At 68.0% G+C, this 25700-nt stretch carries 26 protein-coding genes; 18 read left to right on the forward strand and 8 right to left on the reverse strand.

Annotation, left to right across the window (positions count from 1 at the left end; genetic code table 11):
• The first annotated feature begins 15 nt into the window (after positions 1 to 15).
• From VPA02S_RS22920 to VPA02S_RS23005, 18 genes are all read left to right on the forward strand, one after another.
• Positions 16 to 363, forward strand: a complete 348-nt coding sequence (locus tag VPA02S_RS22920; protein ID WP_015866846.1) for a winged helix-turn-helix domain-containing protein — start codon at positions 16 to 18, stop codon at positions 361 to 363.
• A gap of 113 nt (positions 364 to 476) precedes the next feature.
• A complete protein-coding gene (gene modB, locus VPA02S_RS22925) occupies positions 477 to 1160 on the forward strand; it encodes a molybdate ABC transporter permease subunit (RefSeq protein ID WP_062365730.1) in 684 nt (227 codons plus the stop codon).
• Positions 1161 to 1188: 28 nt separating this feature from the next.
• Positions 1189 to 1938 carry a molybdate ABC transporter substrate-binding protein gene (gene modA / locus VPA02S_RS22930; protein ID WP_062365732.1) on the forward strand — a complete coding sequence of 250 codons (750 nt, stop codon included), beginning with the start codon at positions 1189 to 1191 and terminating at the stop codon, positions 1936 to 1938.
• Entirely contained in the window at positions 1935 to 2729 is a 795-nt protein-coding gene (locus tag VPA02S_RS22935) for an ABC transporter ATP-binding protein (protein WP_015866843.1), read from the forward strand. Before modA ends, VPA02S_RS22935 begins: the two co-directional genes overlap by 4 nt.
• A gap of 19 nt (positions 2730 to 2748) precedes the next feature.
• A complete protein-coding gene (locus VPA02S_RS22940) occupies positions 2749 to 3318 on the forward strand; it encodes a DUF3305 domain-containing protein (protein ID WP_062365734.1) in 570 nt (189 codons plus the stop codon).
• Positions 3311 to 3961, forward strand: coding sequence for a DUF3306 domain-containing protein (locus VPA02S_RS22945; RefSeq protein ID WP_062365743.1), 651 nt, complete (start codon positions 3311 to 3313; stop codon positions 3959 to 3961). Before VPA02S_RS22940 ends, VPA02S_RS22945 begins: the two co-directional genes overlap by 8 nt.
• Positions 3885 to 6023, forward strand: a complete 2139-nt coding sequence (locus VPA02S_RS22950; RefSeq protein ID WP_244883719.1) for a 4Fe-4S dicluster domain-containing protein — start codon at positions 3885 to 3887, stop codon at positions 6021 to 6023. The genes VPA02S_RS22945 and VPA02S_RS22950 overlap by 77 nt, the downstream gene beginning before the upstream one ends.
• Entirely contained in the window at positions 6020 to 6637 is a 618-nt protein-coding gene (locus VPA02S_RS22955) for a TorD/DmsD family molecular chaperone (RefSeq protein WP_062365746.1), read from the forward strand. The genes VPA02S_RS22950 and VPA02S_RS22955 overlap by 4 nt, the downstream gene beginning before the upstream one ends.
• Before the next feature lie 111 nt (positions 6638 to 6748).
• Positions 6749 to 6979 (forward strand): hypothetical protein, encoded by a 231-nt coding sequence (locus VPA02S_RS22960; RefSeq protein ID WP_018906449.1) that lies wholly within the window; start codon positions 6749 to 6751, stop codon positions 6977 to 6979.
• 15 nt (positions 6980 to 6994) lie between these two features.
• Entirely contained in the window at positions 6995 to 9985 is a 2991-nt protein-coding gene (locus VPA02S_RS22965) for a formate dehydrogenase subunit alpha (protein ID WP_062365748.1), read from the forward strand.
• A gap of 9 nt (positions 9986 to 9994) precedes the next feature.
• Positions 9995 to 10618 (forward strand): formate dehydrogenase FDH3 subunit beta, encoded by a 624-nt coding sequence (gene fdh3B, locus VPA02S_RS22970; protein ID WP_015866837.1) that lies wholly within the window; start codon positions 9995 to 9997, stop codon positions 10616 to 10618.
• Positions 10615 to 10869, forward strand: a complete 255-nt coding sequence (locus tag VPA02S_RS22975; RefSeq protein ID WP_027730200.1) for a hypothetical protein — start codon at positions 10615 to 10617, stop codon at positions 10867 to 10869. Before fdh3B ends, VPA02S_RS22975 begins: the two co-directional genes overlap by 4 nt.
• Positions 10870 to 10880: 11 nt before the next feature.
• Complete coding sequence (locus VPA02S_RS22980) at positions 10881 to 12107, forward strand: formate dehydrogenase subunit gamma (protein ID WP_062365750.1); 1227 nt, start codon at positions 10881 to 10883, stop codon at positions 12105 to 12107.
• Positions 12104 to 12517 (forward strand): hypothetical protein, encoded by a 414-nt coding sequence (locus VPA02S_RS22985; RefSeq protein WP_062365752.1) that lies wholly within the window; start codon positions 12104 to 12106, stop codon positions 12515 to 12517. Before VPA02S_RS22980 ends, VPA02S_RS22985 begins: the two co-directional genes overlap by 4 nt.
• Positions 12514 to 13386, forward strand: a complete 873-nt coding sequence (locus VPA02S_RS22990) for a formate dehydrogenase accessory sulfurtransferase FdhD (RefSeq protein ID WP_062365754.1) — start codon at positions 12514 to 12516, stop codon at positions 13384 to 13386. Before VPA02S_RS22985 ends, VPA02S_RS22990 begins: the two co-directional genes overlap by 4 nt.
• Before the next feature lie 70 nt (positions 13387 to 13456).
• Complete coding sequence (locus VPA02S_RS22995; protein WP_062365755.1) at positions 13457 to 15973, forward strand: ABC transporter permease; 2517 nt, start codon at positions 13457 to 13459, stop codon at positions 15971 to 15973.
• Between the two features lie 91 nt (positions 15974 to 16064).
• Positions 16065 to 17549, forward strand: a complete 1485-nt coding sequence (locus tag VPA02S_RS23000; RefSeq protein ID WP_062365757.1) for an AAA family ATPase — start codon at positions 16065 to 16067, stop codon at positions 17547 to 17549.
• A 4-nt stretch (positions 17550 to 17553) separates the two neighbouring features.
• A complete protein-coding gene (locus VPA02S_RS23005; RefSeq protein WP_015866830.1) occupies positions 17554 to 17778 on the forward strand; it encodes a SlyX family protein in 225 nt (74 codons plus the stop codon).
• A gap of 308 nt (positions 17779 to 18086) precedes the next feature.
• On the opposite strand, the gene trhA is transcribed toward VPA02S_RS23005, so the two are convergent.
• The 8 genes from trhA to cyoA are packed head-to-tail and all read right to left on the reverse strand — an operon-like array spanning position 18087 to position 25626.
• Entirely contained in the window at positions 18087 to 18749 is a 663-nt protein-coding gene (gene trhA, locus VPA02S_RS23010; protein WP_018905246.1) for a PAQR family membrane homeostasis protein TrhA, read from the reverse strand.
• Between the two features lie 18 nt (positions 18750 to 18767).
• Positions 18768 to 19316, reverse strand: coding sequence for a response regulator transcription factor (locus VPA02S_RS23015; protein WP_018905247.1), 549 nt, complete (start codon positions 19314 to 19316; stop codon positions 18768 to 18770).
• Positions 19313 to 20707, reverse strand: coding sequence for an ATP-binding protein (locus VPA02S_RS23020; protein ID WP_062365760.1), 1395 nt, complete (start codon positions 20705 to 20707; stop codon positions 19313 to 19315). Before VPA02S_RS23020 ends, VPA02S_RS23015 begins: the two co-directional genes overlap by 4 nt.
• Positions 20691 to 21548, reverse strand: a complete 858-nt coding sequence (locus tag VPA02S_RS23025; protein WP_018905249.1) for an SURF1 family protein — start codon at positions 21546 to 21548, stop codon at positions 20691 to 20693. The genes VPA02S_RS23020 and VPA02S_RS23025 overlap by 17 nt, the downstream gene beginning before the upstream one ends.
• On the reverse strand, positions 21545 to 21934 hold the full coding sequence (gene cyoD, locus VPA02S_RS23030) for a cytochrome o ubiquinol oxidase subunit IV (RefSeq protein ID WP_015866825.1): 390 nt from the start codon (positions 21932 to 21934) through the stop codon (positions 21545 to 21547). The genes VPA02S_RS23025 and cyoD overlap by 4 nt, the downstream gene beginning before the upstream one ends.
• Complete coding sequence (gene cyoC, locus VPA02S_RS23035) at positions 21931 to 22596, reverse strand: cytochrome o ubiquinol oxidase subunit III (RefSeq protein WP_015866824.1); 666 nt, start codon at positions 22594 to 22596, stop codon at positions 21931 to 21933. The genes cyoD and cyoC overlap by 4 nt, the downstream gene beginning before the upstream one ends.
• Positions 22589 to 24595: a cytochrome o ubiquinol oxidase subunit I gene (gene cyoB / locus VPA02S_RS23040; RefSeq protein WP_062365761.1), complete on the reverse strand. Its 2007-nt coding sequence runs from the start codon at positions 24593 to 24595 to the stop codon at positions 22589 to 22591. Before cyoB ends, cyoC begins: the two co-directional genes overlap by 8 nt.
• Positions 24596 to 24597: 2 nt before the next feature.
• Positions 24598 to 25626, reverse strand: a complete 1029-nt coding sequence (cyoA, locus tag VPA02S_RS23045) for a ubiquinol oxidase subunit II (protein ID WP_062365763.1) — start codon at positions 25624 to 25626, stop codon at positions 24598 to 24600.
• Between the last annotated feature and the right edge of the window lie 74 nt (positions 25627 to 25700).

Raw genomic sequence — 25700 nt, forward strand, 5'->3', positions numbered from 1 at the left:
CGCATCACCACCGGCATGAAAACCAGAGTCCAGTTCCGCCTGCGCATCTACAGGGACGACAGCATCGCCTTCGGCCCCGGCAAGATCGCCGTGCTGGAGGCGGTGGCGGAAACCGGCTCGATCTCTGCCGCGGCGCGCCAGCTGGGCATGTCGTACCGGCGCGCCTGGATGCTGATCGATGAGATGAACAACGCCCTCAGTTCCCCGGCCGTGAACACCGCGGCCGGCGGCTCGCGCGGCGGCGGCACCGCGCTCACGCCCGTGGGCGAGGAAATCGTCAAGCACTACCGCGCCATCGAGAATGCCGCGCGCCTGGCCACGGCGGCCGACGTGCGCGCGCTGACGCGCCTGCTCGCACCCTGAGCTCTGTTCCCCGCGCTGTATCCGAAGGGATATCGGCGCCATCCTCCCGCACCCGCCACGCATGCCTCTTCAGGGGGAAGCGCCTGTTCGTGCAACAATTGCGTTGTATCTTCATGAATACGACGAACTCCCTCATCGCCTCGGCCGACTGGTTTCCGCTGGTGCTGTCGCTCAAGGTGGCCGCGGTCGCGACCCTGCTGGCGCTCGTGGCCGGCGTGGCGCTGGGCTGGGTGTTCGCGCGCAAGCGCTTTCCGGGCCGCACGGTGCTCGAGGCGGTGTTCATGCTGCCGCTGGTGCTGCCGCCCACGGTCATCGGCTACGCCATCCTGGTGGCGGCGGGGCGCCACAGCCCGCTCGGCGGCTGGCTGCGCGAGCATTTCGACTACAGCATCATCTTCAGCTGGCATGGCGCCGTCGTCGCCTCTGCCGTGGTGGCGCTGCCGCTGGTGCTGAAGTCGGCCAGCGCCGCCTTTGCGGGCGTCGACCGCTCGCTCGAAGCCGCCGCCAGCACGCTGCGCCAGTCGCCGTTCTCGGTGTTCCTGCGCGTGACGCTGCCGCTGGCCTGGCCCGGCATCCTGGCCGGCACGCTGCTCGCATTTGCGCGCGCCATGGGCGAATTCGGCGCCTCGCTGATGGTGGCGGGCTCCATTCCGCAGCAGACCCAGACCCTGTCGATGGCCATCTACGACGCGGTGCAGGCCGGGCATGACGAGCTCGCGCTGCTGCTGGTGGTGGTGACTTCGCTGCTGTCGGTCACCGTGCTGGTGCTGTCGAACCGCTTTTTCTCGCTGCGCTGAGCGCCTTATCCCCAATCTGGAAACCAACATGCGTGCGTTCCGCCTCCTGCTTCTTGTCCTGGCCATGGCGCTGCCGCTCGCTGCAGCGGCCCAGCAGATCACCGTGTCCGCGGCCGCCAGCCTGACGGACGCGTTCAAGGAACTCGGGCCGAAATTCGAGGCGGCGAAGCCGGGCGCCGCGGTGCGCTTCAATTTCGCGGCCTCAGGCGTGCTGCTGCAGCAGATCGGGCAGGGCGCGCCGGTCGACGTGTTCGCTAGCGCCGACCAGGAGACCATGGGCCGCGCCGCCGAACAGAAGCTCATCGATGCGGCCACGCGCCGCAACTTCGCAAGCAATGCCCTGGTGCTGATCGAGCCGGCCAGGGACGGGGCCGGCGTCCAGTCGCTGCAGGACCTGGCCGGCGCGGGCGTCCGGAAAATTGCCGTGGGCAAGACCGCCACCGTGCCGGTCGGCCGCTACACGCGGCAGGTGCTGGAAGGCGCGGGGCTCTGGAGCGTGCTGGAGCCGAAGTTCGTGCAGGCCGACAGCGTGCGCCAGGTGCTCGACTACGTGGCCCGCGGCGAGGTCGAGGCCGGTTTCGTCTACCGCACCGATGCGGCCGTGATGAGCGAGAAGGTCCGGGTCGCCTTCGCGCCAACCACCGCCACGCCGGTGAGCTACCCGGTCGCGGTGGTGGCCGACAGCCGCCAGAAGGCGCTGGCCGGCGATTTCGTGGCCTTTCTTTCCAGCGACCCGGCGCGCGAGGTGCTCGCGCGCCACAGCTTCGGCAAGCCATGATCGACGTCGACCTGAAGCTCACCGTCACCGATGGCGCCCGGCGCTTCGACCTGGCGGCGCGCTTCGCGACCGACGTGCCTTTTGCCGCGCTCTACGGCCCCTCGGGCGCGGGCAAGACGCTCACGCTGCAGGCCATCGCGGGGCTGCTGCATCCGTCCGCGGGCCATGTGCGGCTGGACGGCCGCACGCTCTACGACTCCGCCCGCGGCATCGACGTGCCGGCGCCGGCGCGGCGCATCGGCTACCTGTTCCAGAACTACGCGCTGTTCCCGCACCTGTCGGTACGCGAGAACGTGGCCTTCGGCCTGACCGCCTGGCACCGGCGCCGGCTGCCGCCGCGTGAGGCCGAGCGGGTGCAGGCGCTGCTCGAAGGCTTCGGCCTGGCGGCGCTGGCCGACAGCCGGCCGCAGAAGCTCTCGGGCGGCCAGCAGCAGCGCGTGGCGCTGGCCCGCGCGCTGGCCTGCCAGCCGCAGGTGCTGCTGCTCGACGAGCCCTTTGCCGCGCTCAACCCCATGCTGCGCAGCGAACTGCGCCAGGAACTCGCGCAGGTGCGCCGCCAGTGGGGCATTCCGGTGCTGATGATCACGCACGACATCGAGGACGTGCTGGCGCTGGCCGACGTGGCCTTCGTCTACAGCGACGGCCAGGTGGTGCGCGAGATCGACCTGCACAACGCGCAAAGCCGCGATTTCGCGCTGCGCGAGGCGGGCGGCGTGCCGGCCGCCGAGGCTTCGCCGCTGCACCGCAAGCTGCGCGGCCTGCTGCTGCAGGACGCAACCGGCCGCGGATGACCCTCGGCGCGAAAGCGGCATGCGGCGGCGCTACGATCGCCGCATGAATCCTTCCATCGATGTTGCCGTCGTGATGCGCCGCGAGCGCGTCGAGAGCCGTTGGCAGTCCTGGCGCTGGATTCTCGAAAGCGTCGGCCCCGACCAGCCCGGCTTCGGCACCGAGCCGCGCCTGCTCGAGGCGAACGAGAGTGCGCAGCGCTGGCTGCACCCCGGCTTCAAGACCGAGCTGTTCCGCGACGACGTGGAGGGCTACCACCTGAATGCCACCACGCCCGCGCCCTGCTGGTTCGTGCTGTGGCGCATGGAGGAAGAGCCCACCGTCGCCGACGAGCCGATCGCGCGGCCGGTGGTGGTGAGCCTCAGCTACAACGAGGCCGGCCGCTGGCTCGACGCGCAGGAAACGGTGGAGCAGGTGCCCGCGCCCGAAGAGGTGATCGAGTGGATGCGCGGCTTCGTGCAGGCGCATTACGTGATCGAGCCCAAGCGCCGCAAGCGGCCCGAGAGTTTCCGCCCGCTGGTCGACCGCTTCGGCAATGCGGCCAGCGTGTCGACCGAGAAGAAGCGCGGACGCGGAGCGGGCGATGTCTGAGAATTTCTTCGGCCGCTGGTCGCGGCGCAAGCAGGAGGCGCGCGAAGAGGTGTTGCCGCCTCCCGCCGCGCAAGAGGTGCAGGAGGCCGCCGCGCGCATCGATACGGCAGCACCCCTGCCCGCGGCGGCTGGCCCGGAAGCCGGCCCATCCTCCGAAGCGCAAGCGGAAATCCCCCCGCCCACGCTCGCCGACGCACAGGCGCTCACGCCCGAGTCCGACTTCCGGCCCTTCGTGGCCAGGAACGTCGCGCCCGAGGTCAAGAACACTGCTTTCAAAAAGCTCTTTGCCGACCCGCAGTTCAATGTGATGGACGGCATGGACACCTACATCGACGACTACTCCCGGTCGACGCCCATCCCCGACAGCGTGCTGCGCCAGATGGCCAGCGCCAAGTTCCTCAGGCTGTTCGAGCACGAGGAAGAAGCCGAGGTGCAACAGGCACCTGCAGTACCCGCGGAAACCCCGCAAGCCGCCGCGCCGCCGGACATGGCACAGTCCGAGCCTCCGGAGGAATTCCTCCCCAGCCAGCAGGTTGCAAACGTGCAGCCCGCAAGCCAGAAGACCGATGACCACAACGCTGATCTGCGACTGCAACCAGACGATGCCGCTCGAGCCGAAGACGCTCGGCGCGGCGCTGGCTGAGCCGCTGCCCCTTCATTCCACGCTGTGCCGCCGCGAGGCGCCGGCCTTCCAGCGCGCCATCCGCTCGGGCGACGAGGTGGTGGTGGCCTGCACGCAGGAGCGCCGGCTGTTCACCGAACTGGCCGAACAGACCGAGGGCGCGACTTCGCCGATCCGCTTCGTGAACATCCGCGAAACCGGCGGCTGGAGCCGCGACGCCAAGAGCGCAAGCCCCAAGATCGCCGCGCTGCTGGCCGTGGCCCATCTGCCCGAGCCCGATCCGGTCTCGACCGTGAGCTACGCAAGCCAGGGCCGGCTCCTGATCGTCGGCCCGCTCGACGCGGCCGAGAAGGCCGCCGCGCTGGTCGCCGATTCGCTGCAGGTCTCGATCTTTTCCACCGGCCCGGGCGCGGCCGGCGGCGCGCAGGAACGCCGCTGGCCCGTGATGGCGGGGCGCATCGCATCGCTCACGGGATGGCTCGGCGCTTTCTCGCTGAAGTGGACGCGCGACAACCCCATCGACCTGGACCTGTGCACGCGCTGCAATGCCTGCCTTGGCGCCTGCCCCGAGCAGGCGATCGGGCTCGACTACCAGATCGACCTGGCCAGGTGCACTTCGCACCGCGACTGCGAAAAAGCCTGCAGCGTGGCCGGTGCCATCCATTTCGGCCGGGCACCCGAGGCGCTCGATGCCGAGTTCGACCTGGTGCTCGACCTGGGCGCGAACGCGCTGATCGACTGGCATGCGCCGCCACAAGGCTACTTCCACCTGGCGGGCGGGCTCGCGCATGCCGAAGGCCTGTCGACCGTGCTGCGCCTGCGCGAGCTGGTGGGCGAATTCGAGAAGCCGAAGTTCTTCGACTACAAGCAGAAGCTCTGCGCCCACAGCCGCAACGAGGTGGTGGGCTGCAACGCCTGCGTCGAGGTCTGCTCGGCGCACGCCATCTCGAGCGACAAGGAGCGCCAGCGCATCGTCGTCAATCCGCAGCTGTGCGTGGGCTGCGGCGCCTGCACCACCGTGTGCCCGACCGGCGCGCTGGGCTACACCTACCCGCGCACGCCCGACCAGGGCCGCAAGCTGCGCACGCTGCTGGCCACCTACCTTGGCGCCGGCGGCCGCGACGCCACGGTGCTGCTGCACAGCGAAGAGGGCGGGCAGGCGCTCATCGAACAGCTCGGCCGCGCGGCTCAGCTGGGGCGCGGCAAGCGCGACGGCCTCGCCGGCGTGCCCGCGCATGTGCTGCCGGTGGCGCTCATGCATGTCGCGAGCACCGGCATCGACCTGTGGCTCAGCGCCATCGCCTTCGGCGCCTCGCAGGTGGCCGTGCTCGCCACCGGCGAGGAGGCGCCGCAGTACCTCGATGCGCTGAGAAAGCAGATGGCCGTTGCGCAGGCGCTGCTCACGGGCCTGGGCTACACCGGCACGCATTTCCACCTGCTCGAGGCCGGCACGCCGGCCGCGCTCGATGCCGCCCTGGCCGGCCTGCGCGCCACGCGCCAGCGCGTGCCCGCCACCGCGGCGCGCTTCGCGGTGGGCGCCGAGAAGCGCGGCACGCTCGAGATGACGCTCGACCACCTGATGGAACAGGCGCCCGCGTTGTCGGCGCCGCCTGCCGATGCCGCCGCAGCGCTTGAAATTGCGCTGCCCGCCGGTTCTCCCTTTGGCGCGGTCACGGTCAACAAGGACAGCTGCACGCTGTGCCTGGCCTGCGTGAGCGCCTGCCCTGCGAGCGCGCTGCAGGACAACCAGAATGCGCCGCAGCTGCGCTTCATCGAGAAGAACTGCGTGCAGTGCGGGCTGTGCGCAACCACCTGCCCCGAGAACGCGATTGCGCTGGTGCCGCGCCTGCTGGCCGCGCCCGAGCGCAAGCAGCCCGTGCTGCTCAACGAGGCCAAGCCCTGGGCCTGCATTCGCTGCAGCAAGCCCTTCGGCACGCAGAAGGCGATCGAGGCGATGCTCGGCAAGCTTGCGGGCCACGCCATGTTCCAGGGCGAGGCACTCGAGCGGCTCAAGATGTGCAGCGACTGCCGGGTGATCGACCTGTACAGCGCGCAGAACGAAATGAAGATCACGCAGCTATGAGCCAGTTTCCTCCGATGACCTACGCCCTCGACGAGGAAATTGCGCGCGCCGAGGTCTACGGCCTGCTCGCGCGCCTCTGGTATGCGGCGCCCGATGCCGAGCTGCTCGGCGCCTTCGGCGTGGCGCCCACCGAGGCGCCCGCGGCCGGCGCCTTCCTCGAGGAGCCGTGGCGCCAGCTGGTCGGCGCAGCGCGCGGCACCGACGCGGCCGCGGTGCATGCCGAGTACGACGCGCTCTTCGGCGGCATGGGCAAGCCCGAGATCTACCTCTTCGGCTCGCACTACCTGAGCGGCTTTCTCAACGACAAGCCGCTCGCGCTGCTGCGCACCGACCTGGCCCGCCTGGGCCTCGCGCGCGGCGACTCCGTCTCCGAAAGCGAAGACCATGTTGCCTGCCTGTTCGAGGTGATGCGCTACCTTATTGCCGGTGACGACGCGGCGGTGGCCAACCTCGCGCAGCAACAGGCTTTTTTCGCCACCCATCTGCAGCCGTGGCTGCCGACGCTCTGCGACGCAGTGGCCCAACATCCGAAGGCGCATTTCTATGCGTCGCTGGCCGGCTTCACCCGGGCCTTCGCCGAGGTCGAGGTCCAGGGCTTCGACATGCTCGGTTAACCTTTTCCAAAGGAAGAGCTTGATAGTCGGGAATAAGGGTCTCGACTAGTATCCAGATGTATGCAAATCAGTTCATATCTGGTTTTGCCCCCAGCCACTCCTGGAGATCACATGCAGGACAGCCAAGCGGTCGGCAACAAGCCGGCCTCGCGTCGAGGTTTCTTTCTAGGTGCCGCCGGCGCCGGTGCCGCGGTTGCCGCGGTGTCGGTGCTCCCCAAGGTCGCGCCGGCCCCCGAGGCCGTCGAGGCCGTTGCGCCCGCGGCGAAGCCCGCGCCTGAAAAAGGCGGCGGCTATTCGCTGAGCGAACATGTCAAGCGCTACTACAAGACCGCTTCGGCCTGAAGCGGAACGCCCAAGATGTTGTTGACCAAGAAAACAGCCCCCGCGAACAGTGTTTCGCGGCAAGGGGAGCGCGAGTCGTCCTCCCCGTTCATCCACAGCCTGCGGCGCGGCCTTTCGGGCGCGCTGCCCACCATGGACCGGCGTGCCTTCCTGCGGCGCTCCGGGCTCGGCGTGGGCGTGGGCCTGGCCGCGGGCCAGCTCACGCTGATGCGCAAGGCCGAGGCGGCCGGCGAAGCACGGCCCACGGCGGTAGGCGCCGGCAAGGTCGAGATCAAGCGCACCGTGTGCTCCCACTGCTCGGTCGGCTGCGCCTCCGATGCGGTGGTCGAGAACGGCGTCTGGGTGCGCCAGGAGCCGGTGTTCGATTCGCCCATCAACCTCGGCGCGCATTGCGCCAAGGGCGCCGCGCTGCGCGAGCACGGCCACGGCGAATACCGGCTGCGCTATCCGATGAAGCTGGTCAACGGCAAGTACGAGCGCATCAACTGGGACACCGCGCTCGACGAGATCACCGCCAAGCTCAAGGAACTGCGCCAGGCCAGCGGGCCCGATTCGGTCTACTGGATCGGCTCGTCCAAGCACAGCAACGAGCAGTCGTACCTGCTGCGCAAGTTCGTGAGCTTCTGGGGCAGCAACAACTGCGACCACCAGGCGCGCATCTGCCACTCGACCACCGTTGCCGGCGTTGCGAACACATGGGGCTACGGCGCCATGACCAATTCGTACAACGACATGCGCAACGCCAAGGTGGCGATGTACATCGGCTCCAACGCCGCGGAGGCCCATCCGGTCAGCATGCTGCACATGCTCCATGCCAAGGAGAACGGCTGCAAGATGATCGTGGTCGACCCGCGCTTCACGCGTACTGCGGCCAAGGCCGACGAGTACGTGCGCATCCGCTCGGGCTCCGACATCGCCTTCCTGTTCGGCATCCTGCACCACATCTTCAAGAACGGCTGGGAAGACAAGCAGTACATCAACGACCGCGTCTTCGGCATGGACAAGGTGCGCGAGGAAGTGCTGGCCAAGTGGACGCCCGACAAGGTCGAGGAGGCCTGCGGCGTGAAGGAGGCGCAGGTGCTCAAGGTGGCGACCTGGCTCAACGAGAACCGTCCCGGCACCGTCGTGTGGTGCATGGGCCAGACGCAGCACACCATCGGCAACGCGATCGTGCGGGCCTCGTGCATCCTGCAGCTGGCACTCGGCAACGTGGGCAAGTCGGGCGGCGGCACCAACATCTTCCGCGGCCACGACAACGTGCAGGGCGCCACCGACGTGGGCCCGAACCCCGATTCGCTGCCCGGCTACTACGGCATCGTCGAAGGCTCGTGGAAGCACTTCGCCGCCACCTGGGGCGTGGACTACGAATGGATCAAGGGCCGCTTCGCGTCGCCAGCGATGATGACCAAGCCCGGCATCACCGTGTCGCGCTGGATCGACGGCGTGCTCGAGAAGAACGAGCTGATCGACCAGGACTCGAACCTGCGCGGCGTGTTCTATTGGGGCCATGCGCCCAACTCGCAGACGCGCGGCCTCGAGATGAAGCGCGCCATGGATAAGCTCGACCTGCTGGTGGTGGTCGACCCCTATCCCTCGGCCACCGCCGCGATGGCGGCCATGCCCGGCAACCCCGACGACCTCAACAAGAACCGCGCCGTCTACCTGCTGCCCGCATGCACGCAGTTCGAGACCAGCGGCTCCGTCACGGCGTCGAACCGTTCGATCCAGTGGCGCGAGAAGGTCATCGATCCGCTGTGGGAAAGCCGCAGCGACCACATGATCATGCAGCAGTTCGCCGACCGCCTGGGCTTCGGCAAGGAACTCAGCAAGAACTACAAGATGCAGAAGGTCAAGGGCATGGACGAGCCCGTGCCCGACGACATCCTGCGCGAGATCAACAAGACCTGCTGGGCCGTGGGCTACACCGGCCAGAGCCCCGAGCGGCTGCAGGCGCACATGCGCAACATGGGCGCCTTCGACGTGCGCACGCTCAAGGCCAAGGCCGGCGTGAAGGACAAGGCCAACGGCTATGACCTCACGGGCGACTACTTCGGCCTGCCGTGGCCCTGCTACGGCACGCCCGAGTTCAAGCACCCGGGCTCGCCCAACCTGTACGACACCTCCAAGCACGTGATGGAAGGCGGCGGCAACTTCCGCGCGAACTTCGGCGTGGAGCGCGACGGCAAGAACCTGCTGGCCGAGGACGGCTCGCATTCGCTGGGCGCCGACATCACCACCGGCTACCCCGAGCTCGACCACGTGCTGCTCAAGAAGCTGGGCTGGTGGGACGAACTCACCGAGGCCGAGAAGCCCAAGGCCGAAGGCAAGAACTGGAAGACCGACAGCTCGGGCGGCATGATCCGCGTGTTCATGAAGAACCACGGCTGCCATCCTTTCGGCAATGCCAAGGCGCGTGCAGTGGTCTGGAACTTTCCCGACGCGATCCCGCAGCACCGCGAGCCGCTGTACGGCAACCGGCCCGACCTCATGGCCAAGTACCCGACGCACGACGACAAGATGGCGTTCTGGCGGCTGCCCACGCTCTACAAGAGCGTGCAGCAGAAGAACATCGCCGACAAGGTGGCCGAGAAGTTCCCGTACGTGATGACCTCGGGCCGCCTGGTCGAATACGAGGGCGGCGGCGAGGAAACCCGCTCGAACCCCTGGCTCGCCGAGCTGCAGCAGGAGATGTTCATCGAGATCAACCCCAAGGTCGCGGCCGAGAAGGGCATCCGCAACGGCGAGCGCGCCTGGGTGCACACGCCCACGGGCGCCAAGCTCAACGTGCAGGCCCTGGTGACCGAGCGCGTGGGGCCCGACACGGTCTTCATGCCGTTCCACTTCTCGGGCCATTGGCAGGGTGCCGACATGCTCGGCTACTACCCCGCCGGCGCAGCCCCCGTGGTGCGCGGCGAGGCCATCAACACCGGCACGACCTACGGTTATGACAGCGTGACCATGATGCAAGAGACCAAGACCACGGTCTGCAACGTAGAAAAGGCATAAGGAAGCACCATGGCACGAATGAAATTTGTCTGCGACGCGGAACGCTGCATCGAATGCAACGGCTGCGTCACGGCCTGCAAGAACGAGAACGAGGTGCCCTGGGGCGTGAACCGCCGCCGCGTGGTCACGCTCAACGACGGGGTGCCGGGCGAGAAATCGATCTCGGTGGCCTGCATGCACTGCTCCGACGCGCCCTGCATGGCCGTGTGCCCGGTGCAGTGCTTCTACCGCACCGAAGAAGGCGTGGTGCTGCACGACAAGGACGTGTGCATCGGCTGCGGCTACTGCTCGTACGCCTGCCCGTTCGGCGCGCCGCAGTTCCCCTCGCAAGGCACCTTCGGCGTGCGCGGCAAGATGGACAAGTGCACCTTCTGCGCCGGCGGCCCCGAGGCCAACGGCTCCGAAGCCGAGTTCGAGAAATACGGCCGCAACCGGCTCGCCGAAGGCAAGCTTCCGGCCTGCGCCGAGATGTGCTCGACCAAGGCGCTTCTGGCCGGCGACGGCGACGTGGTGGCCGACATCTTCCGCACCCGCGTGGTCCAGCGTGGCAAGGGCGCCGAAGTCTGGGGCTGGGGCACCGCCTACGGCTCGCAGCAGGCCGGCACGCCGCCGGCCGGTGGAGTGCGCAAGTGAAGCGGCCGGGCCTCGTCTTCGCCGGCGTTGCGCTGGCCGCAACCTGCCTCGCGGCCTGCGGCGAGAAGCCGCAGACCAACGCGCAGGGCGTCAAGCACGACGCCGTGCCCTGGAGCGGCACGGGCACCCAGGAGAACGCCGGCACGGTGTTCACCGCGCCCGGCTGGAAGGTCGGCGACAAGACCGCCTGGGAGCAGCAGCTCAAGACCCGCGCGCAGAACGGGCAGAACGAATACAACAAAGAGAACTGAACGGAGAGCCCATGAAGCAAGCGCTGACCGCTCTCGCTCTTTGCTGTGCCGTGCTGGGTACGGCCTTCGCGCAGGCGCAGCCGCCGGCCGCCCCTGGAACGGCGTCCGCACCCGCGGCACCTGCCGCAACCGCCGCGCCGGAGGCCGCCGCGGGAGGCATCCGCGGCCAGAACATCTTCGAGGTCAAGCCCGAAGCCAGCGCCGACCCCAACTACGCGAACCAGACCAATGGCGAGCGCATGAAGGTGCAGCCCGGCAACAACGCGCCGATGTGGCGCCAGGTGGGGCAGGGCGTGACCGGCTACAGCAGCCTGCCGAAAAGCCAGGCGCCCGAGGCCGGCAACCTGATCCAGCCTTTCGTGCAGTACCCCGGCTCGCGCTTCACCAATGCCGGCGAAGCCTGGCGCCAGGTGCGCAACGACTGGATCATTCCCTATGGCGCGGCGCTGCTGTTCGTCGTGCTGCTGGCGCTGGCCATCTTCTATTTCACGCGCGGCCCGATCCGCCTGCACGGCCAGGAAACCGGCCGCAAGATCGAGCGCTTCACGCCCTTCGAACGCGCCACGCACTGGTCCAACGCCATTGCCTTCGTCACGCTGGCCATCACCGGCATCGTGATGGCCTTCGGCAAGTTCTTCCTGATGCCGTGGATGGGCAGCGCGCTCTTCGGCTGGATTGCCTACGCGCTCAAGAACGTCCATAACTTCGTCGGGCCGCTGTTTGTGGTGACGACGGTGTTCATGGTCTTCACCTTCATCCGCGACAACCTGCCGCGCGCCAGCGACCTGCAATGGCTCGCGCGCTTCGGCGGCCTGTTCGGCGGCAAGGAAGTGCCATCGCACCGCTTCAATGCGGGCGAGAAGCTGGTCTTCTGGGGCGGCGTGCTGTTCCTCGGCCTCTTCATCATCGGCTCGGGGCTCTTCCTGGACAAGCTGCTGCCGGGCTTCGTCTACACGCGCGGCGAGATGCAGGTGGCGCACATGGTGCACGGCGTCGCCACCTTGCTGATGATGGCGATGATCATGGGCCACATCTACATCGGCACGCTCGGCATGACGGGCGCCTACAAGGCCATGCGCACCGGCTACGTCGACGAGACCTGGGCCAAGGAGCACCACGAACTCTGGTACGACGACATCGCCGCGGGCAAGATCCCTGCGCAGCGCACGGCGCCGGCCGGCTCGGCCGCTGCACCGGCCGCGCGGCCCGTGAGACCCGCCGAAGGAACACCCTCATGAAGCTGCCGTTGAATCTTTCTTGCGCATCGCTGCTGGTGCTCGCGCTGGCGGCGCCCGCGGCCTGGGCCAAGCTGCCGCCGCCTCCCGCCACCCCCGAGGCCAAGGCCAAGGCCGCCGAAGCCGCCGCCAAGACCGCCTGGAGCGGCAAGGTCGATGCCTACAAGCTCTGCCAGGCGCAGGACCGCGTCGCGGCCAAGTACCGCGCGAGCGCCACCGCGGCCGGCAAGCCGGTGCCGCCGGCGCCTGCCACGCCGCCCTGCGCAGACCCCGGCCCCTTCGTTTTCACGCCGCCAGCGGAAGCCAAGCCCATCGAGGCTGCGGGCGCGCATTCGCCGGCCACCACGGCCGCATCGCCGCCCAGCACCACGCAGCCGGCCGCCGCCGCCAATCCCACGCCGAAGGCGCAGTGACGACGCCGCTGCCGTTGCCGCTCCCGCGTCTCACCCAGGCCCGCGCCGCGCTGACGCGCGAAGTCGAGGTCGTCGATGAGCATGGCGCGCGCGGCACCGTCTCCATTCCCGCCGAGCGCGACCTCACGGTGTACGTGGACCGGCGCGAACTCGTCACGCTGATGACGCTCGGCGCCCAGCCCGAACTGCTGGTGCTGGGCTACCTGCTGAACCAGCGCCTGATCGAAGCGGCCAGCGACGTCGAGTCGGTCACGGTCGACTGGGAGGTGGGTGCCGCCGCGGTCAAGACGCATGCCGGCATCGACCGCATCGAGGAGCGCACCGCCAAGAAGGTGGTGACCACCGGCTGCGGCCAGGGCAGCGTGTTCGGCGACCTGATGGCCGACATCGACAAGCTCCAGCTGCCGCCCACGCGCATGACGCAGGCCCAGCTCTATGCGCTGGTCAACGCGATCCGGCTCCAGGAGAGCACCTACAAGTCGGCCGGCTCGGTGCACGGCTGCGCGCTGTTCACGCTCGAGCCCGGCGGCACCGAGGCCACGATGCACTCCTTCGTGGAAGACGTGGGCCGCCACAACGCCATCGACACCATTGCGGGCTGGTGCGCCATGCAGCCGCCTGGCGCGCTGGCCGGCGACCGCGTTTTCTACACCACCGGCCGGCTCACGAGCGAGATGGTGATCAAGTCGGCGCAGATGGGCGTGCCGATCGTGGTCTCGCGCAGCGGCATCACGCAGATGGGCCACGAGGTCGCAACGCGCGTGGGTTTGTGCGCCATCGGCCGCGCGACCAACCGGCACTTCGTCTGCTACGCGGGCATCGACCGGCTGGTGCTGCAGCCGGAACTCGCGCGCCGCAATCCGGCCTAAAGCCTGTTTCCCTGCTCGCGACAAGCCCCTGAAAGGCGCCGGCGCACGCGCGTCGGCTATCGTCTCGCCCATGAATGCCTCCTTCCGCCTTGGCTGGCGCACCCTGTGGCGCGACCTGCGCGCCGGCGAACTGCGCCTCTTGATCGTTGCCGTGCTGCTGGCCGTGGCCGCGCTCACGGCGGTCGGCTTCTTTGCCGACCGGCTGAAGGGGGGCCTGCAGCGCGATGCGCGGCAGCTGCTCGGCGGCGACGCGGTGGTCGTGAGCGACAACCCCACGCCTGCGGCCTTCATCGCACAGGCCCGTGCATTCGGGCTCGAGGGCTCCGGCACCTACGGCTTTCCCACCATGGCGCGGGCCGACGACGCCCAGGGCGGCGCGAGCAAGCTGGTGGCCTTGAAAGCGGTGGCCGCGGGCTATCCGCTGCGCGGCAACCTGCAGACCGCCAGCGCCCCCGATGCGCCCGGCAGCATCACGCGCGACATTCCACCGGCGGGCGAGGTCTGGGTCGACGCTTCTCTGCTGGATTCGCTCGCGCTCAAGCTGGGGGACGCGCTTCTTCTTGGCGACAGCAGCTTGCGCATCGGCCGCGTGATCACGCTGGAGCCGGATCGCGGAGCGGGGTTCATGAGCTTTGCGCCGCGCGTGATGATCAACCAGGCCGACGTGCCGCGCACCGGCCTCGTGCAGCCTGCGAGCCGTGTCGGCTACCGCTATGCCGTGGCCGGCGAGAACGCGGCCGTCAAGCGCTTTTCCGACTGGGCCGAGGCCGCCATCAAGAAGGGTGAGCTGCGCGGCGTGCGGCTCGACTCCTTCGAAGGCGGGCGCCCCGAAATGCGCCAGACGCTGGACCGCGCCGAGAAATTCCTGAGCCTGGTCGCGCTGCTCGCGGCGCTGCTGTCGGCCGTGGCGGTGGCGTTGGCCGCGCGCGGCTTCGCGGCCAGCCACCTGGACGACTGCGCCATGCTGCGCGTGCTCGGCCAGAGCCAGCGCACCATCGCGCTGGCCTATTCGTTCGAATTCGCCGTCGTCGGCATCGTGGCCAGCAGCCTGGGCGTGGCGATCGGCTTTGGCGTGCACTACGTATTCGTGGTGCTGCTCGCAGGGCTGGTCGAAACGGCATTGCCCGCGGCCACCCTGTGGCCCGTGGCCTTCGGCCTGGGCATGGGGCTCACGCTGCTGTTCGCCTTCGGCCTGCCGCCGGTGCTGCAGCTGGCCCGGGTGCCGCCGCTGCGCGTGATCCGGCGCGACGTCGGCGGGCTCAAGCCGGCCTCGCTCGCGGTGCTGGGCATTGGCGTGGCCGGCTTCGCGGCGCTGCTGATCGCGGCCAGCAGCGACCTGAAGCTGGGCCTGATCGCCGTCGGCGGCTTCGCGGGCGCGGTGGCCGTGTTCGCCCTCTTGAGCTGGCTTGCGGTGAAGGTGCTGCGCCGCAGCGTCAATGAAAGCACCGCGCCGCGCTGGCTGGTGCTGGCCACGCGCCAGATCTCGGCGCGGCCGGCCTACGCGGTGGTGCAGGTCAGCGCGCTGGCCGTGGGCCTGCTCGCGCTGGTGCTGCTGGTGCTGCTGCGCACCGACCTGGTCGCGAGCTGGCGCAAGGCCACGCCGCCCGATGCGCCCAACCGCTTCGTCATCAACGTCATGCCCGACCAGAGCAGCGCGTTCCAGAAGTCGCTGCGCGATGCCGGCGTGCGCAAGTTCGATTGGTATCCGATGATCCGCGGCCGCCTTGTGGCCGTCAACGACAAGCCGGTGTCGCCCGACGACTACCCGGAAGACCGCGCCAAGCGCCTGGTGGACCGCGAGTTCAATCTCAGCAACAGCGTGGAGGCGCCGGCGCACAACAGCATCGTGGCCGGCGCATGGAAGCCCGATGCGCCCGGCGAAGTGAGCGTGGAGGAAGGCCTGGCCGAGACGCTCGGCCTCAAGCTTGGCGACGTGCTGCGCTTCGACATCGGCGGCATGCAGAACGATGCGCGCATCACCTCGCTGCGCAAGGTCGACTGGGGTTCGATGCATGCGAACTTCTTCGTGATGTACACCGTGGCCGCGCTGCCCGACGTGCCGGTGACCTACATGGGCGCCTTCCGCGCGCCCGAAACCCGCGGCTTCGACAACGCGCTGGTGCGCAGCTTCCCCAACGTGACCAACGTCGACATGAGCGCCACCATCAACCAGGTGCAGCGCGTGCTCGACCAGGTGATCCGCGCGGTCGAGTTCCTGTTCGGCTTCACGCTCGCGGCGGGGCTGGTGGTGCTGTTTGCCGCGGTCACGGCCACGCGCGAGGAGCGCGCGCGCGAGTTCGCGGTGATGCGCGCGGTGGGTGCGCGGGCCAGTCTGCTGCGCCAGGTGCAGCGCGCCGAGCTGGCGGGCGTGGGCCTGCTGGCGGGCTTCCTCGCGAGCATCGTGGCCTCGGCCATCGGCTGGGGCCTTGCACGCTACGTGTTCGATTTCACCTGGACGGCCTCGCCCATCGTGCCGATCGCCGGTGCGCTCGCGGGCGCGGTGCTGGCGCTGGCGGCGGGCTGGTGGGGCTTGCGCGACGTGCTGCGCAGGCCCGTGGTCGACACGCTGCGGCGCGCGGCCGAATAGATTTTTCTGCGTGCGGGGGCGAAGAGGGCCGGGGAATGCAATACATTCCCCGGCCCTGCAATCATTCATTCGATGAGAAGAAACCCCCTCCATGCGCTTGGCGTCATTCCAGATCACCAACTTTCGCTCGATCAACGACAGCGGCTCCATCGACACCTCGCAGATCACCGCGATCCTCGGCCGAAATGACAGCGGCAAATCGAACCTGCTGCGCGCACTGCACAGCCTGAACCCGGCCGAAGGCCTGGCCGAACTCAGCCCGATCAAGGACTTTCCGCGGCACCGCCGCCTCGAAGAGTGCCAGGGCGACACGCCGGTCGTCGCGACGCGCTGGGCCCTCGAAGACAGCGAGCGGGCCGAGCTGGCGCAGATGCTTCCGCGCGCGGCCAAGGTGCGCCACGTCACCGCGGGCCGGGGCTACGGCACGGCGCGCTGGAGCGGCCTCGAAGGACTCGGCGACCTGTCGCTCGACGTGTCCGACATCAAGGCCAAGGTCCGCAAGATCGTCCCCGCCGTCAAGGCCGCGGCCGAGAAGCTCGCCGACGACGCACGCGCAATGCTGGAGCAGGCGGCCGACGCCTTCGACGCCGCGATGATCCTGAGCCCCGACTACATCCGCTGGTCCACCGGTGCGGTGGCAGCGCTGCAGTCGCTGCGCCAGGCCATGGCGGCAGCGGATGCCGAACTCAGCGACAAGCAGGAGCAGATGCTGGCCGAGCTCGAGGAGATGGCCCGCGCGATTGCCAACGACACGCCGGCGCTTGCAAGGGCGAAGCAGTGGGTGCTCGACAAGCTGCCGAGGTTCGTCTACGTGGACGAGTACCCGGCGCTGCCCGGCCGCCAGAACATTGCCGAGCACCTCGCGCGCAAGGGCTGGGGGCAGGACGCGCCCGGGCAGCGCAACTTCGAGAAGCTCTGCAAGGCCGCCGGGCTCGATCCGCAGCAGCTGCAGGAGCTGCTGGAGAAAAACGACCAGGCCACGCGCAACCAGCTCGCCAACCGCGCCGGCTCCGTCGTCACCGCCGAGATCCGCCGGCTCTGGAAGGACCGCGAGCTCAAGGTGCGCTTCAACCTGGACGGGCCGTACATGGACACGCTGGTGTCCGACCCGAACCGTGCCTACGACGTGGAAGTGAACCTCGACGAGCGCAGCCGCGGCTTCCAGTGGTTCTTCTCGTTCTACGTCACCTTCTTTGCGGACACCAAGGGTGCCGGCGATGCGATCCTGCTGCTGGACGAGCCCGGCCTGCACCTGCATGCGCGCTCGCAGGCCGACCTGCTCGCGCACTTCGAGCAGGACTTCGCCAACCAGATCATCTACACCACGCACTCGCCGTTCATGGTGCCCGTGCACCGGCCCGATGCGGTGCGCACGGCCAGCATGAGCGAAGCCGCCGGCACCACCGTGAGCAACAAGGCCGAGGGCGACGCGCGCACGCTCTATCCGCTGCAGGTGGCGCTTGCGCTGAGCCGGATGGCGGGCGAGGGCGCGAAGCCGCAGCAAAGGGAGGGCGCGGCGCGTGTCGAGATGCCGTCGCGCGAGCTCAGCGAACCGGTGGATCTTCCTGTCCAATAGCGGCATGGACCATTCACCGAACGAGCTCGCAGAGCGCCTGACCGAACTCGAGATCAAGTCGAGCTATGCCGAGGACCTGCTGGAGCAGCTCAACATGACGATCTACCGGCAACAGCAGCAGATCGACAGCTTGATCCTGCAGGTCACCCAGCTCAAGCAGCAGAGCCAGAACGCGGGGCAGGACGGGGCGGCGCGCAACTTGCGCGACGAGTTGCCGCCGCATTACTGAGCATTGTTGTTCAGGGCGCTGTTGTTTTGTTCAGGGCGCGTGCACAGGCCACCGGGTACTCCCCTCCGCGAATGTCCCCCGGCCTGCGGCCTCCTCCTTGATTTCGCTGCGGGGAGCACCCGATGCCCTGTGCACCAGGGCACGCTGCTGGTGTACCGCTGATCAACCGGTGCTCTGTCCAACGCTCCCGTCGATGGGGTGCCTTGCGCAGCGAAATAAAGGAGGAGGCCGCAGGCCGGGGGACATTCGCGGAGCAAGGTACCCCGTCGGCGGGAGCGCGCCCTGAACAACAGCGCCCCAAAAAAAGATCAGCCGTGCGAATGCCAGAGCACCGCAAAGAAGTGGCAGGTGCTGCCCGCCAGCACGAACAGGTGCCACACCGAATGGGCAAAGCGCACCTTGTTGTCGAACAGGAAGACCACCGCACCCGCGGTGTAGAACAGCCCGCCGGCCACGAGCCATCCCAGGCCCGCTGGCGACATGCGCTCGTACAGCGGCACCGCCGCCATCAGCGCCATCCATCCCATCGCCACGTAGAGCCCGGTCGACCACAACGGATGCTGCAGCCGGTTGAACAGCTTGGCGCCCACGCCCAGCGCCGCCGCGGCGCAGATGCAGCCGAACAGCGTCCAGCCCCAGGGCCCGCGCAGCACGCCGAAGAGAAACGGCATGTAGCTGCCCGCGATGAAGAGGTAGATGGCCGCGTGGTCGAGCCGGTTGAACCAGGCCTTGGCCCGGCCCATCGGCAGCGCGTGGTAGAGCGTGGAGATCAAATACAGCACGATCGCCGTGCCCGCAAAGAGCGAGGCGCCGACGATGCCCGCGGCCTGGCCCTTCTGGGCGGCGCTGTAGACCAGGATCGGCAGCGAGGCCACGGCCAGCAGCAGGCCGAGGCCATGGCTCAACGCGTTGAAGATCTCTTCGAGCGCGGTCTGGGCGCGGACCGCTGACGCCGGTTTGCTGGAAGCCATGCTATTTCGCCTTTGCCTTTACTTGACCTGCTGCTTGCCGAGCTTGCGCGCCAGCGTGCGCCGGTGCATGCCAAGCCGCCGCGCGGTTTCGGAAATGTTGAAGCCGGTCTCGGCCAGCGTCTCGTGGATGCGCTCCCATTCGAGCGTCTTGATCGAGGTCGAGCGGTTGGTCAGTTCCACCTCCGTGGTGCCGGTGGCGCGGCCGAAGGCGGCCTCGATGTCGTCGGTGTTCGACGGCTTGGCCAGGTAGTGGCAGGCGCCGAGCTTGATGGCCTCCACCGCCGTCGCAATGCTGGCAAAGCCCGTGAGCACCACGATCAGCATCTTCGGGTTGTGCCGGTGCAGCATCTGCACGCAGGCCAGGCCCGAGGCCTCGCCGTTGAGCTTCAGGTCGACCACCGCATAGCCGGGTGAATGGGCCTGCAGCAGGGCCTCGACCTCCTCGGCATTGCTGGCCTGCGTGACCGCGTAGCCGCGGCGCTCGAAGGACTTGCCGAGCGTGCGCGCGAAGGCCGCGTCGTCTTCCACGATCAGCAGCTGGCGTTCGGTTTCGGCGGTTTCCGTCATGGCTTTGCGTTTCGATTGGTGAGGGTGTCGGCCGCTTCGTGTTCTTCGTCGTCGTCCTCTTCTTCTTCCAGCACGATGGCCGCGAGCGGCAGCGTGATGGCCACGATGGCGCCGCCCTCGGGCCGGTTGTGCACCGCGACGCGGCCGCCCAGGGTGCGCGCCACGTTGACCACCAGGAACAGCCCGAGCCCGCCGCCCGGGCGGCCCTTGCTCGACTGGTAGGGCTTGCCGAACTCCTTCAGGATGGCCGGCAGGAAGCCCGGGCCCGCATCGGTGACCGTGAGCGTCAACGCATCGGCGTCATGCGCCACTTCGAAGCGCAACCAGTGCGGCGAGGCCTCCAGGGCATTGTCGAGCACGTTGCAGATCATCTGCTTGAGCGCCGAATCGGAGACCATGGGCAGGTCCTGGCCAAAGCGGTTCTCGTAGTCGAATTCCTCGACCGGACGCGTGCTGCGCCATTCCTCCACCAGCTCGTCGAGGAAGGTGCGGACGGTGGTTTCTTCCGACGATTCGCCGCGCGCCTCGCCGGCCGACAGCAGGATGCCGCTCACGATGCTCTTGCAGCGCTGGATCTGCAGTTCCATCTCGGCCACCTCGGTCAGCAGCTCGGGGTCGGAGCTGAAGTGCGGCAGGCGGCGCCAGTCGCCCAGGATCACGGCCAGCGTGGCAAGCGGCGTGCCCAGCTCGTGCGCGGCGCCCGAAGCCAGGAGGCCCATGCGCACGATGTGCTCTTCTTCCGATGCGCGCTGGCGCAGGTCGGCCAGCCGCGCATCGCGCGCACGCAGGTTGCGGCTGATGCGCGTGATGAACACCACCAGCAGCGCCGCGTTGAGCGCAAAGCACACCAGCATGCCCTGAACGTAGGGGCTCCAGAGCCCGCGGTCGTGGTCCAGCGGCAGCGCAAGCGGGCGAGAGAAAAGCGCGAGCCCCGCAAAGCACAGGCAGGTGACGGCCACGATGGTCCAGGTCGACCAGGCCTTCAGCAGCACCGCGCCCAGGATGACCTGCAGCAGGTACAGGAAGACGAAGGGATTGGTGGCGCCGCCGCTCAGGTAGAGCTGGGCGGTGAGCGTGGCCACGTCGACCAGCAGCGCGAGAAAGAGCTCGCCGTTGGTCACGCGGCGCGGGCTGCGCGAACGCAGCAGGCTCACGCCGTTGAAGAGCGCGAGGCAGGTCAGCACCTGCAGCATGTGCTCCAGCGGCAGCCGGATGCCGAAGCCGTAGTGCACGACCAGGATGGTGGCGACCTGGCCGACCACCGCGAACCAGCGCAGCTCGATCAGCTGCTGCATGTTCTTGTGGCCGGTGGCGTTGTCCAGGCTTGCCACGCCCGCACGCGGTGGATGCAGTTCCCCCGCGACCGCGACGGCTTCAGTCGCGGCGGGCATCGGGGCGGGCGGTGGCGTTGGCATGGGCGGTATTTTCGCCTGTGCCGCCATCGGCTTCGCCGGCGCGCCGGCGCCCCTCGCGCCAGCCGAACCAGGCCGCGCCAAGGACCATCAGCGCCAGGCCGTACCAGGTGATCGCATAGACCAGGTGGCTGTTGGGAAAGGCGATGACCGTGAGGCCCGCGGCCGGCCAGGCGGGCGCTGCGCCGGGCGGGGAGGGCACGGCCTCGGCATCGACGAAGTACGGTGCCACGTTGGAGAGTCCGCGTGCCGCGGCAATGGCCTGCACGTCGCGCGAGAACCAGCGATCGGCGGCCGGCTCGTTCTTGCGCAGGAAGCCGCCCTTGGGTTCGCTCATGCGCAAGAGGCCGGTCACGGTGCTTTCGCCCTGGGGTTCGGTGGCCGCGCGGGTGGCGCGCTCGCGCGCCTCGGGCGGCACGAAGCCGCGGTTGACCAGCACGATGCGGCCGCCTGTGGCCTGCAGCGGCGTCAGCACCCAGAAGCCGGCGCCGAGCCGGGTGCTGGCCTGCACCAGGGTTTCCTTGTCGTGGAGGAAGCGGCCGGCGATGCGCACGCGGCGGTATTCGTCGTCGGCCGCGTTGACCTGCGGCCAGCGCTCGCGCCCGGGCACTTCGGAGGCCGGGGCATGCACGCGCTGCTCGACGCGGGCAATGAGATCGAGCTTCCAGGCCCGGCGCTCGACCTGCCAGGTGCCGAGCGCGAAGAAGCCCGCAAAAGCCAGGGCCGCGCAGACCGCCAGAGCCACCCGGGCCGCCGCGCCGCGCGGGCGGCCGGCTGGTGTGCCGTTGCGGGTGCTGGGGACTGGCGGCGGGGGCGTCAAGGCATGTTCTTCATGTCGTGCACCGACATGGGCATCATGTTGGCGTTCATGTGGTACATGACCCAGAGCGATCCGGCCAGCGTGATGACGACGAGCACGATCGTGAAGATCAGCGCCAGCATGTTCCAGCCGCTCTCGGACTTGGCGTCCATGTGCAGGAAGTAGATCATGTGGACCACGATCTGCACCGCGGCAAAGCCCAGGATCACGAGCGAGGTGGTGCTCGGCTTGCCGAGCACGTTGCCCATGACGAGCCAGAACGGAATCGCGGTCAGGACCACGGCCAGCACGAAGCCGGTCATGTAGCCCTTGAAGGTGCTGTGGCTGACGGGGCCATCGTCGTGATGGTCGTCGTGCGCTGCGGTTTCGGTGTGGGCGGTGCTCATGCCATCGATCCCATCAGGTAGACAAAGGTGAAGACGCCGATCCACACCACGTCCAGGAAGTGCCAGAACATCGACAGGCACATCAGGCGGCGGCGGTTGGCGGCGGTGAAGCCGTGCTTGGGCAGCTGGATCATCAGCACGATGAGCCACACGATGCCGAAGGTCACGTGCAGCCCGTGGGTGCCCACCAGCGCGAAGAACGACGACAGGAACGCGCTGCGCTGCGGGCCCGCGCCCTCGTGGATCAGGTGCGCGAATTCATAGAGCTCCAGGCCGATGAAGCCCGCGCCCAAAAGGCCCGTGATGGCCAGCCAGGCGAGCGTGCCGCCCATGCGCTTTCTCTGCATCTCGAGCACTGCGAAGCCATAGGTGATCGACGACAGCAGCAGCAGCGAGGTGTTGACCGCCACCAGCGGCAGGTCGAACAGGTCGGCGCCCGAAGGGCCGGCCGCGTAGCTTCGGCCCAGCACGCCGTACACCGCGAACAGGCAGGCGAAGACCAGGCAGTCGCTCATCAGGTAGAGCCAGAAGCCGAGCAGCGTGCCGTTTTCCGGGTGGTGGTCGTTGCCGACGTGGAACAGCTCGAAGACGGGCGGCTTGCCCGTGGCGTCGCTGTGGGCGTGGCCGGCCGCGGGGGAGTGGAGGGCGGTGGTATCAGACATGGGCTGCTGCCAGGAGGCGGGTGCGTTCGTCCTCGGTGCGAACGACCTCTTCCGCGGGGATGTGGTAGTCGCGCTTGTAGTTGAAGGTGTGGATGATCACGGCCGCCAGCATGGCGAAGAAGGCCACGCCCGCCACCAGCCACATCTGCCAGATCAGCGCGAAGCCGCAGGTGCCGGCCAGGGCCGCGATGATGAAGCCGGCAGCCGTGTTCTTGGGCATGTGGATGGGCGTGAAGCCGTCGACCGGGCGGTTGTAGCCGCGGCGCTTCATGTCGGTCCAGGCGTCGTTGTCGTGGATGCGCGGCGTGAACGCGAAGTTGTAGGCCGGCGGCGGCGACGAGGTCGACCATTCGAGCGTGCGGCCGTTCCACGGGTCGCCCGTGGTGTCGCGCAGCGAATCGCGGCGGATGTAGCTCACCACCAGCTGGATGATGAACGAGGCGATGCCCAGCGCGATCAGCACGGCGCCGAAGGCCGCCACCTGGAACCAGATCTGCAGCGACATGTCCTGGAAGTGGCTCATGCGGCGCGTGACGCCCATCAGGCCCAGGATGTACAGCGGCATGAACGCGAACCAGAAGCCCACCAGCCAGAACCAGAACGAGCACTTGCCCCAGAACGGATCGAGCTTGTAGCCGAAGGCCTTGGGGAACCAGTAGGTGATGCCCGCCAGCATGCCGAACAGCACGCCGCCGATGATCACGTTGTGGAAGTGGGCGATCAGGAAGAGGCTGTTGTGCAGCACGAAGTCGGCCGGGGGCACCGCGAGCAGCACGCCCGTCATGCCGCCGATCACGAAGGTGATCATGAAGCCGATGGTCCACATCATGGGCAGCTCGAAGCGGATGCGGCCGCGGTACATGGTGAAGAGCCAGTTGAAGATCTTCGCGCCCGTGGGGATCGAGATGATCATGGTCGTGATGCCGAAGAACGAATTCACGCTGGCGCCCGAGCCCATGGTGAAGAAGTGGTGCAGCCACACGAGGTACGACAGGATCGTGATCACCACCGTGGCGTAGACCATCGAGGCGTAGCCGAAGAGGCGCTTGCCCGAGAAGGTGGACACCACTTCCGAGAAGATGCCGAAGGCCGGCAGGATCAGGATGTAGACCTCGGGGTGGCCCCAGATCCAGATCAGGTTCACGTACATCATGGCGTTGCCGCCGAGGTCGTTCGTGAAGAAGTTGGTGCCGACGTAGCGGTCCAGCGACAGCAGCGCGAGCACGGCCGTGAGCACCGGGAAGGCGGCCACGATCAGCACGTTGGTGCACAGGGCGGTCCAGGTGAAGACCGGCATCTTCATCATCGTCATGCCGGGCGCGCGCATCTTCACGATGGTGGCCAGCAGGTTGACGCCCGAGAGCAGCGTGCCGACCCCCGCGATCTGCAATGACCAGATGTAGTAGTCCACCCCCACGTCGGGGCTGAAGAGAAGGCCCGACAGCGGCGGGTAGGCGAGCCAGCCGGTCTTGGCGAATTCGCCCACGAAGAGCGACGCCATCACGAGGCCGGCGCCGAAGGTGGTCATCCAGAAGCTGAAGTTGTTCAGGAACGGGAAGGCCACGTCGCGCGCGCCGATCTGCAGCGGCACCACGAAGTTCATGAGGCCCGTGACCAGCGGCATCGCCACGAAGAAGATCATGATCACGCCGTGGGCGGTGAAGATCTGGTCGTAGTGGTGCGGCGGCAGGAAGCCGGCGTTGTCGCCGAAGGCGACGGCCTGCTGGGCCCGCATCATGATGGCGTCGGAGAAGCCGCGCAGCAGCATCACCAGGCCAAGAATGATGTACATGATGCCGATCTTCTTGTGGTCGATGCTGGTGATCCAGTCGCGCCACAGCACGCCCCACACCTTGTAGTAGGTGATGGCGCCCAGCAGTGCGAGGCCGCCGAGGACGACCGCGATGAAGGTGACGAGCAGGATCGGCTCGTGGTAGGGAATCGCCTCCCACGTGAGGCGGCCGAAGATGAGCTTCGTCAGGTCAAGGTTCTCGAACATCGTCATTCTTCGGTGGTGCACATCGCCGTCACGTACTTGCGCGTGGGCGAATTGGTGAGGGTGTCAGCCTGCCAGGCCTTCCTGGTGGCAATGTTGAACGCGCCGGGCTTGCCCAGTCCGCCGTCCGCGTCGATGGCCATCATTTCCTTCATGCACATCTTGTTGCGGTCGACGCACAGGTTGAGGATGGCGTCGTACAGGTCGGGCGCCACCGCGGCGTAGTGCCGCACCGGCTCGCGCTCGCTCGGCGCTTCGAGCTTCTTGTACTGCTCGCGCGTGAGTTCGCCGTCCTTGCCGGACTTGACCTTCTGCACCCACTGGTCGAAGTCGGTGTTGCTCAGGCCGTGGAACTTGAAGCGCATGCCCGAGAAGCCGGCGCCGCTGTAGTTGGCCGAGAAGCCCTCGAACTCGCCCGGCTTGTTGATGACGGCGTGCAGCTTGGTTTCCATGCCCGGCATGGCGTAGATCTGGCCGGCCAGGGCGGGGATGAAGAAGGAGTTCATCACCGAGGAGGCCGTGATCTTGAAGGTGATCGGCCGGTCGAGCGGCGCGGCCATTTCATTCACCGTGGCAAAGCCCTGCTCGGGGTAGATGAAGAGCCACTTCCAGTCGAGCGCCACCACTTCGACCACCAGCGGCTTGGCCTCGGCGGGAACCGGGCGCTCGGCGTCGAGCCGGCTCAGCGGCCGGTACGGGTCGAGCGTGTGGGTGCTGATCCAGGTGATGGCACCCAGCGCGATGATGATCAGCAGTGGCGCAGCCCAGATCGCGAGCTCGAGCTGGGTGGAGTGGTCCCAGTCGGGGCTGTAGTCGGCCTCCTTGTTCGACTGGCGATAGCGCCAGGCAAAGAAGAGCGTCAGCGCGATCACCGGAATGATGATGATCAGCATCAGCACGGTGGAGACGACGATGAGGCGTCCCTGCTGGTTGGCGATGTCCCCGGAAGGGTTCATGAGCACCGTGTTGCAACCTGCCAGCAAGGCAAGCGGAAGCAACAGGGGCCATCGGCGGAGAGATTTGAGGGTGGGCATGCCGAAAGAAAGAAGTGCGTGGGCTGCGCAAAGACTCCACAATCTACGACCAAAGGCCTTCGCCGCCTATTGGA

This window comes from Variovorax paradoxus NBRC 15149 (assembly GCF_001591365.1).
Lineage (GTDB): Bacteria > Pseudomonadota > Gammaproteobacteria > Burkholderiales > Burkholderiaceae_C > Variovorax > Variovorax paradoxus.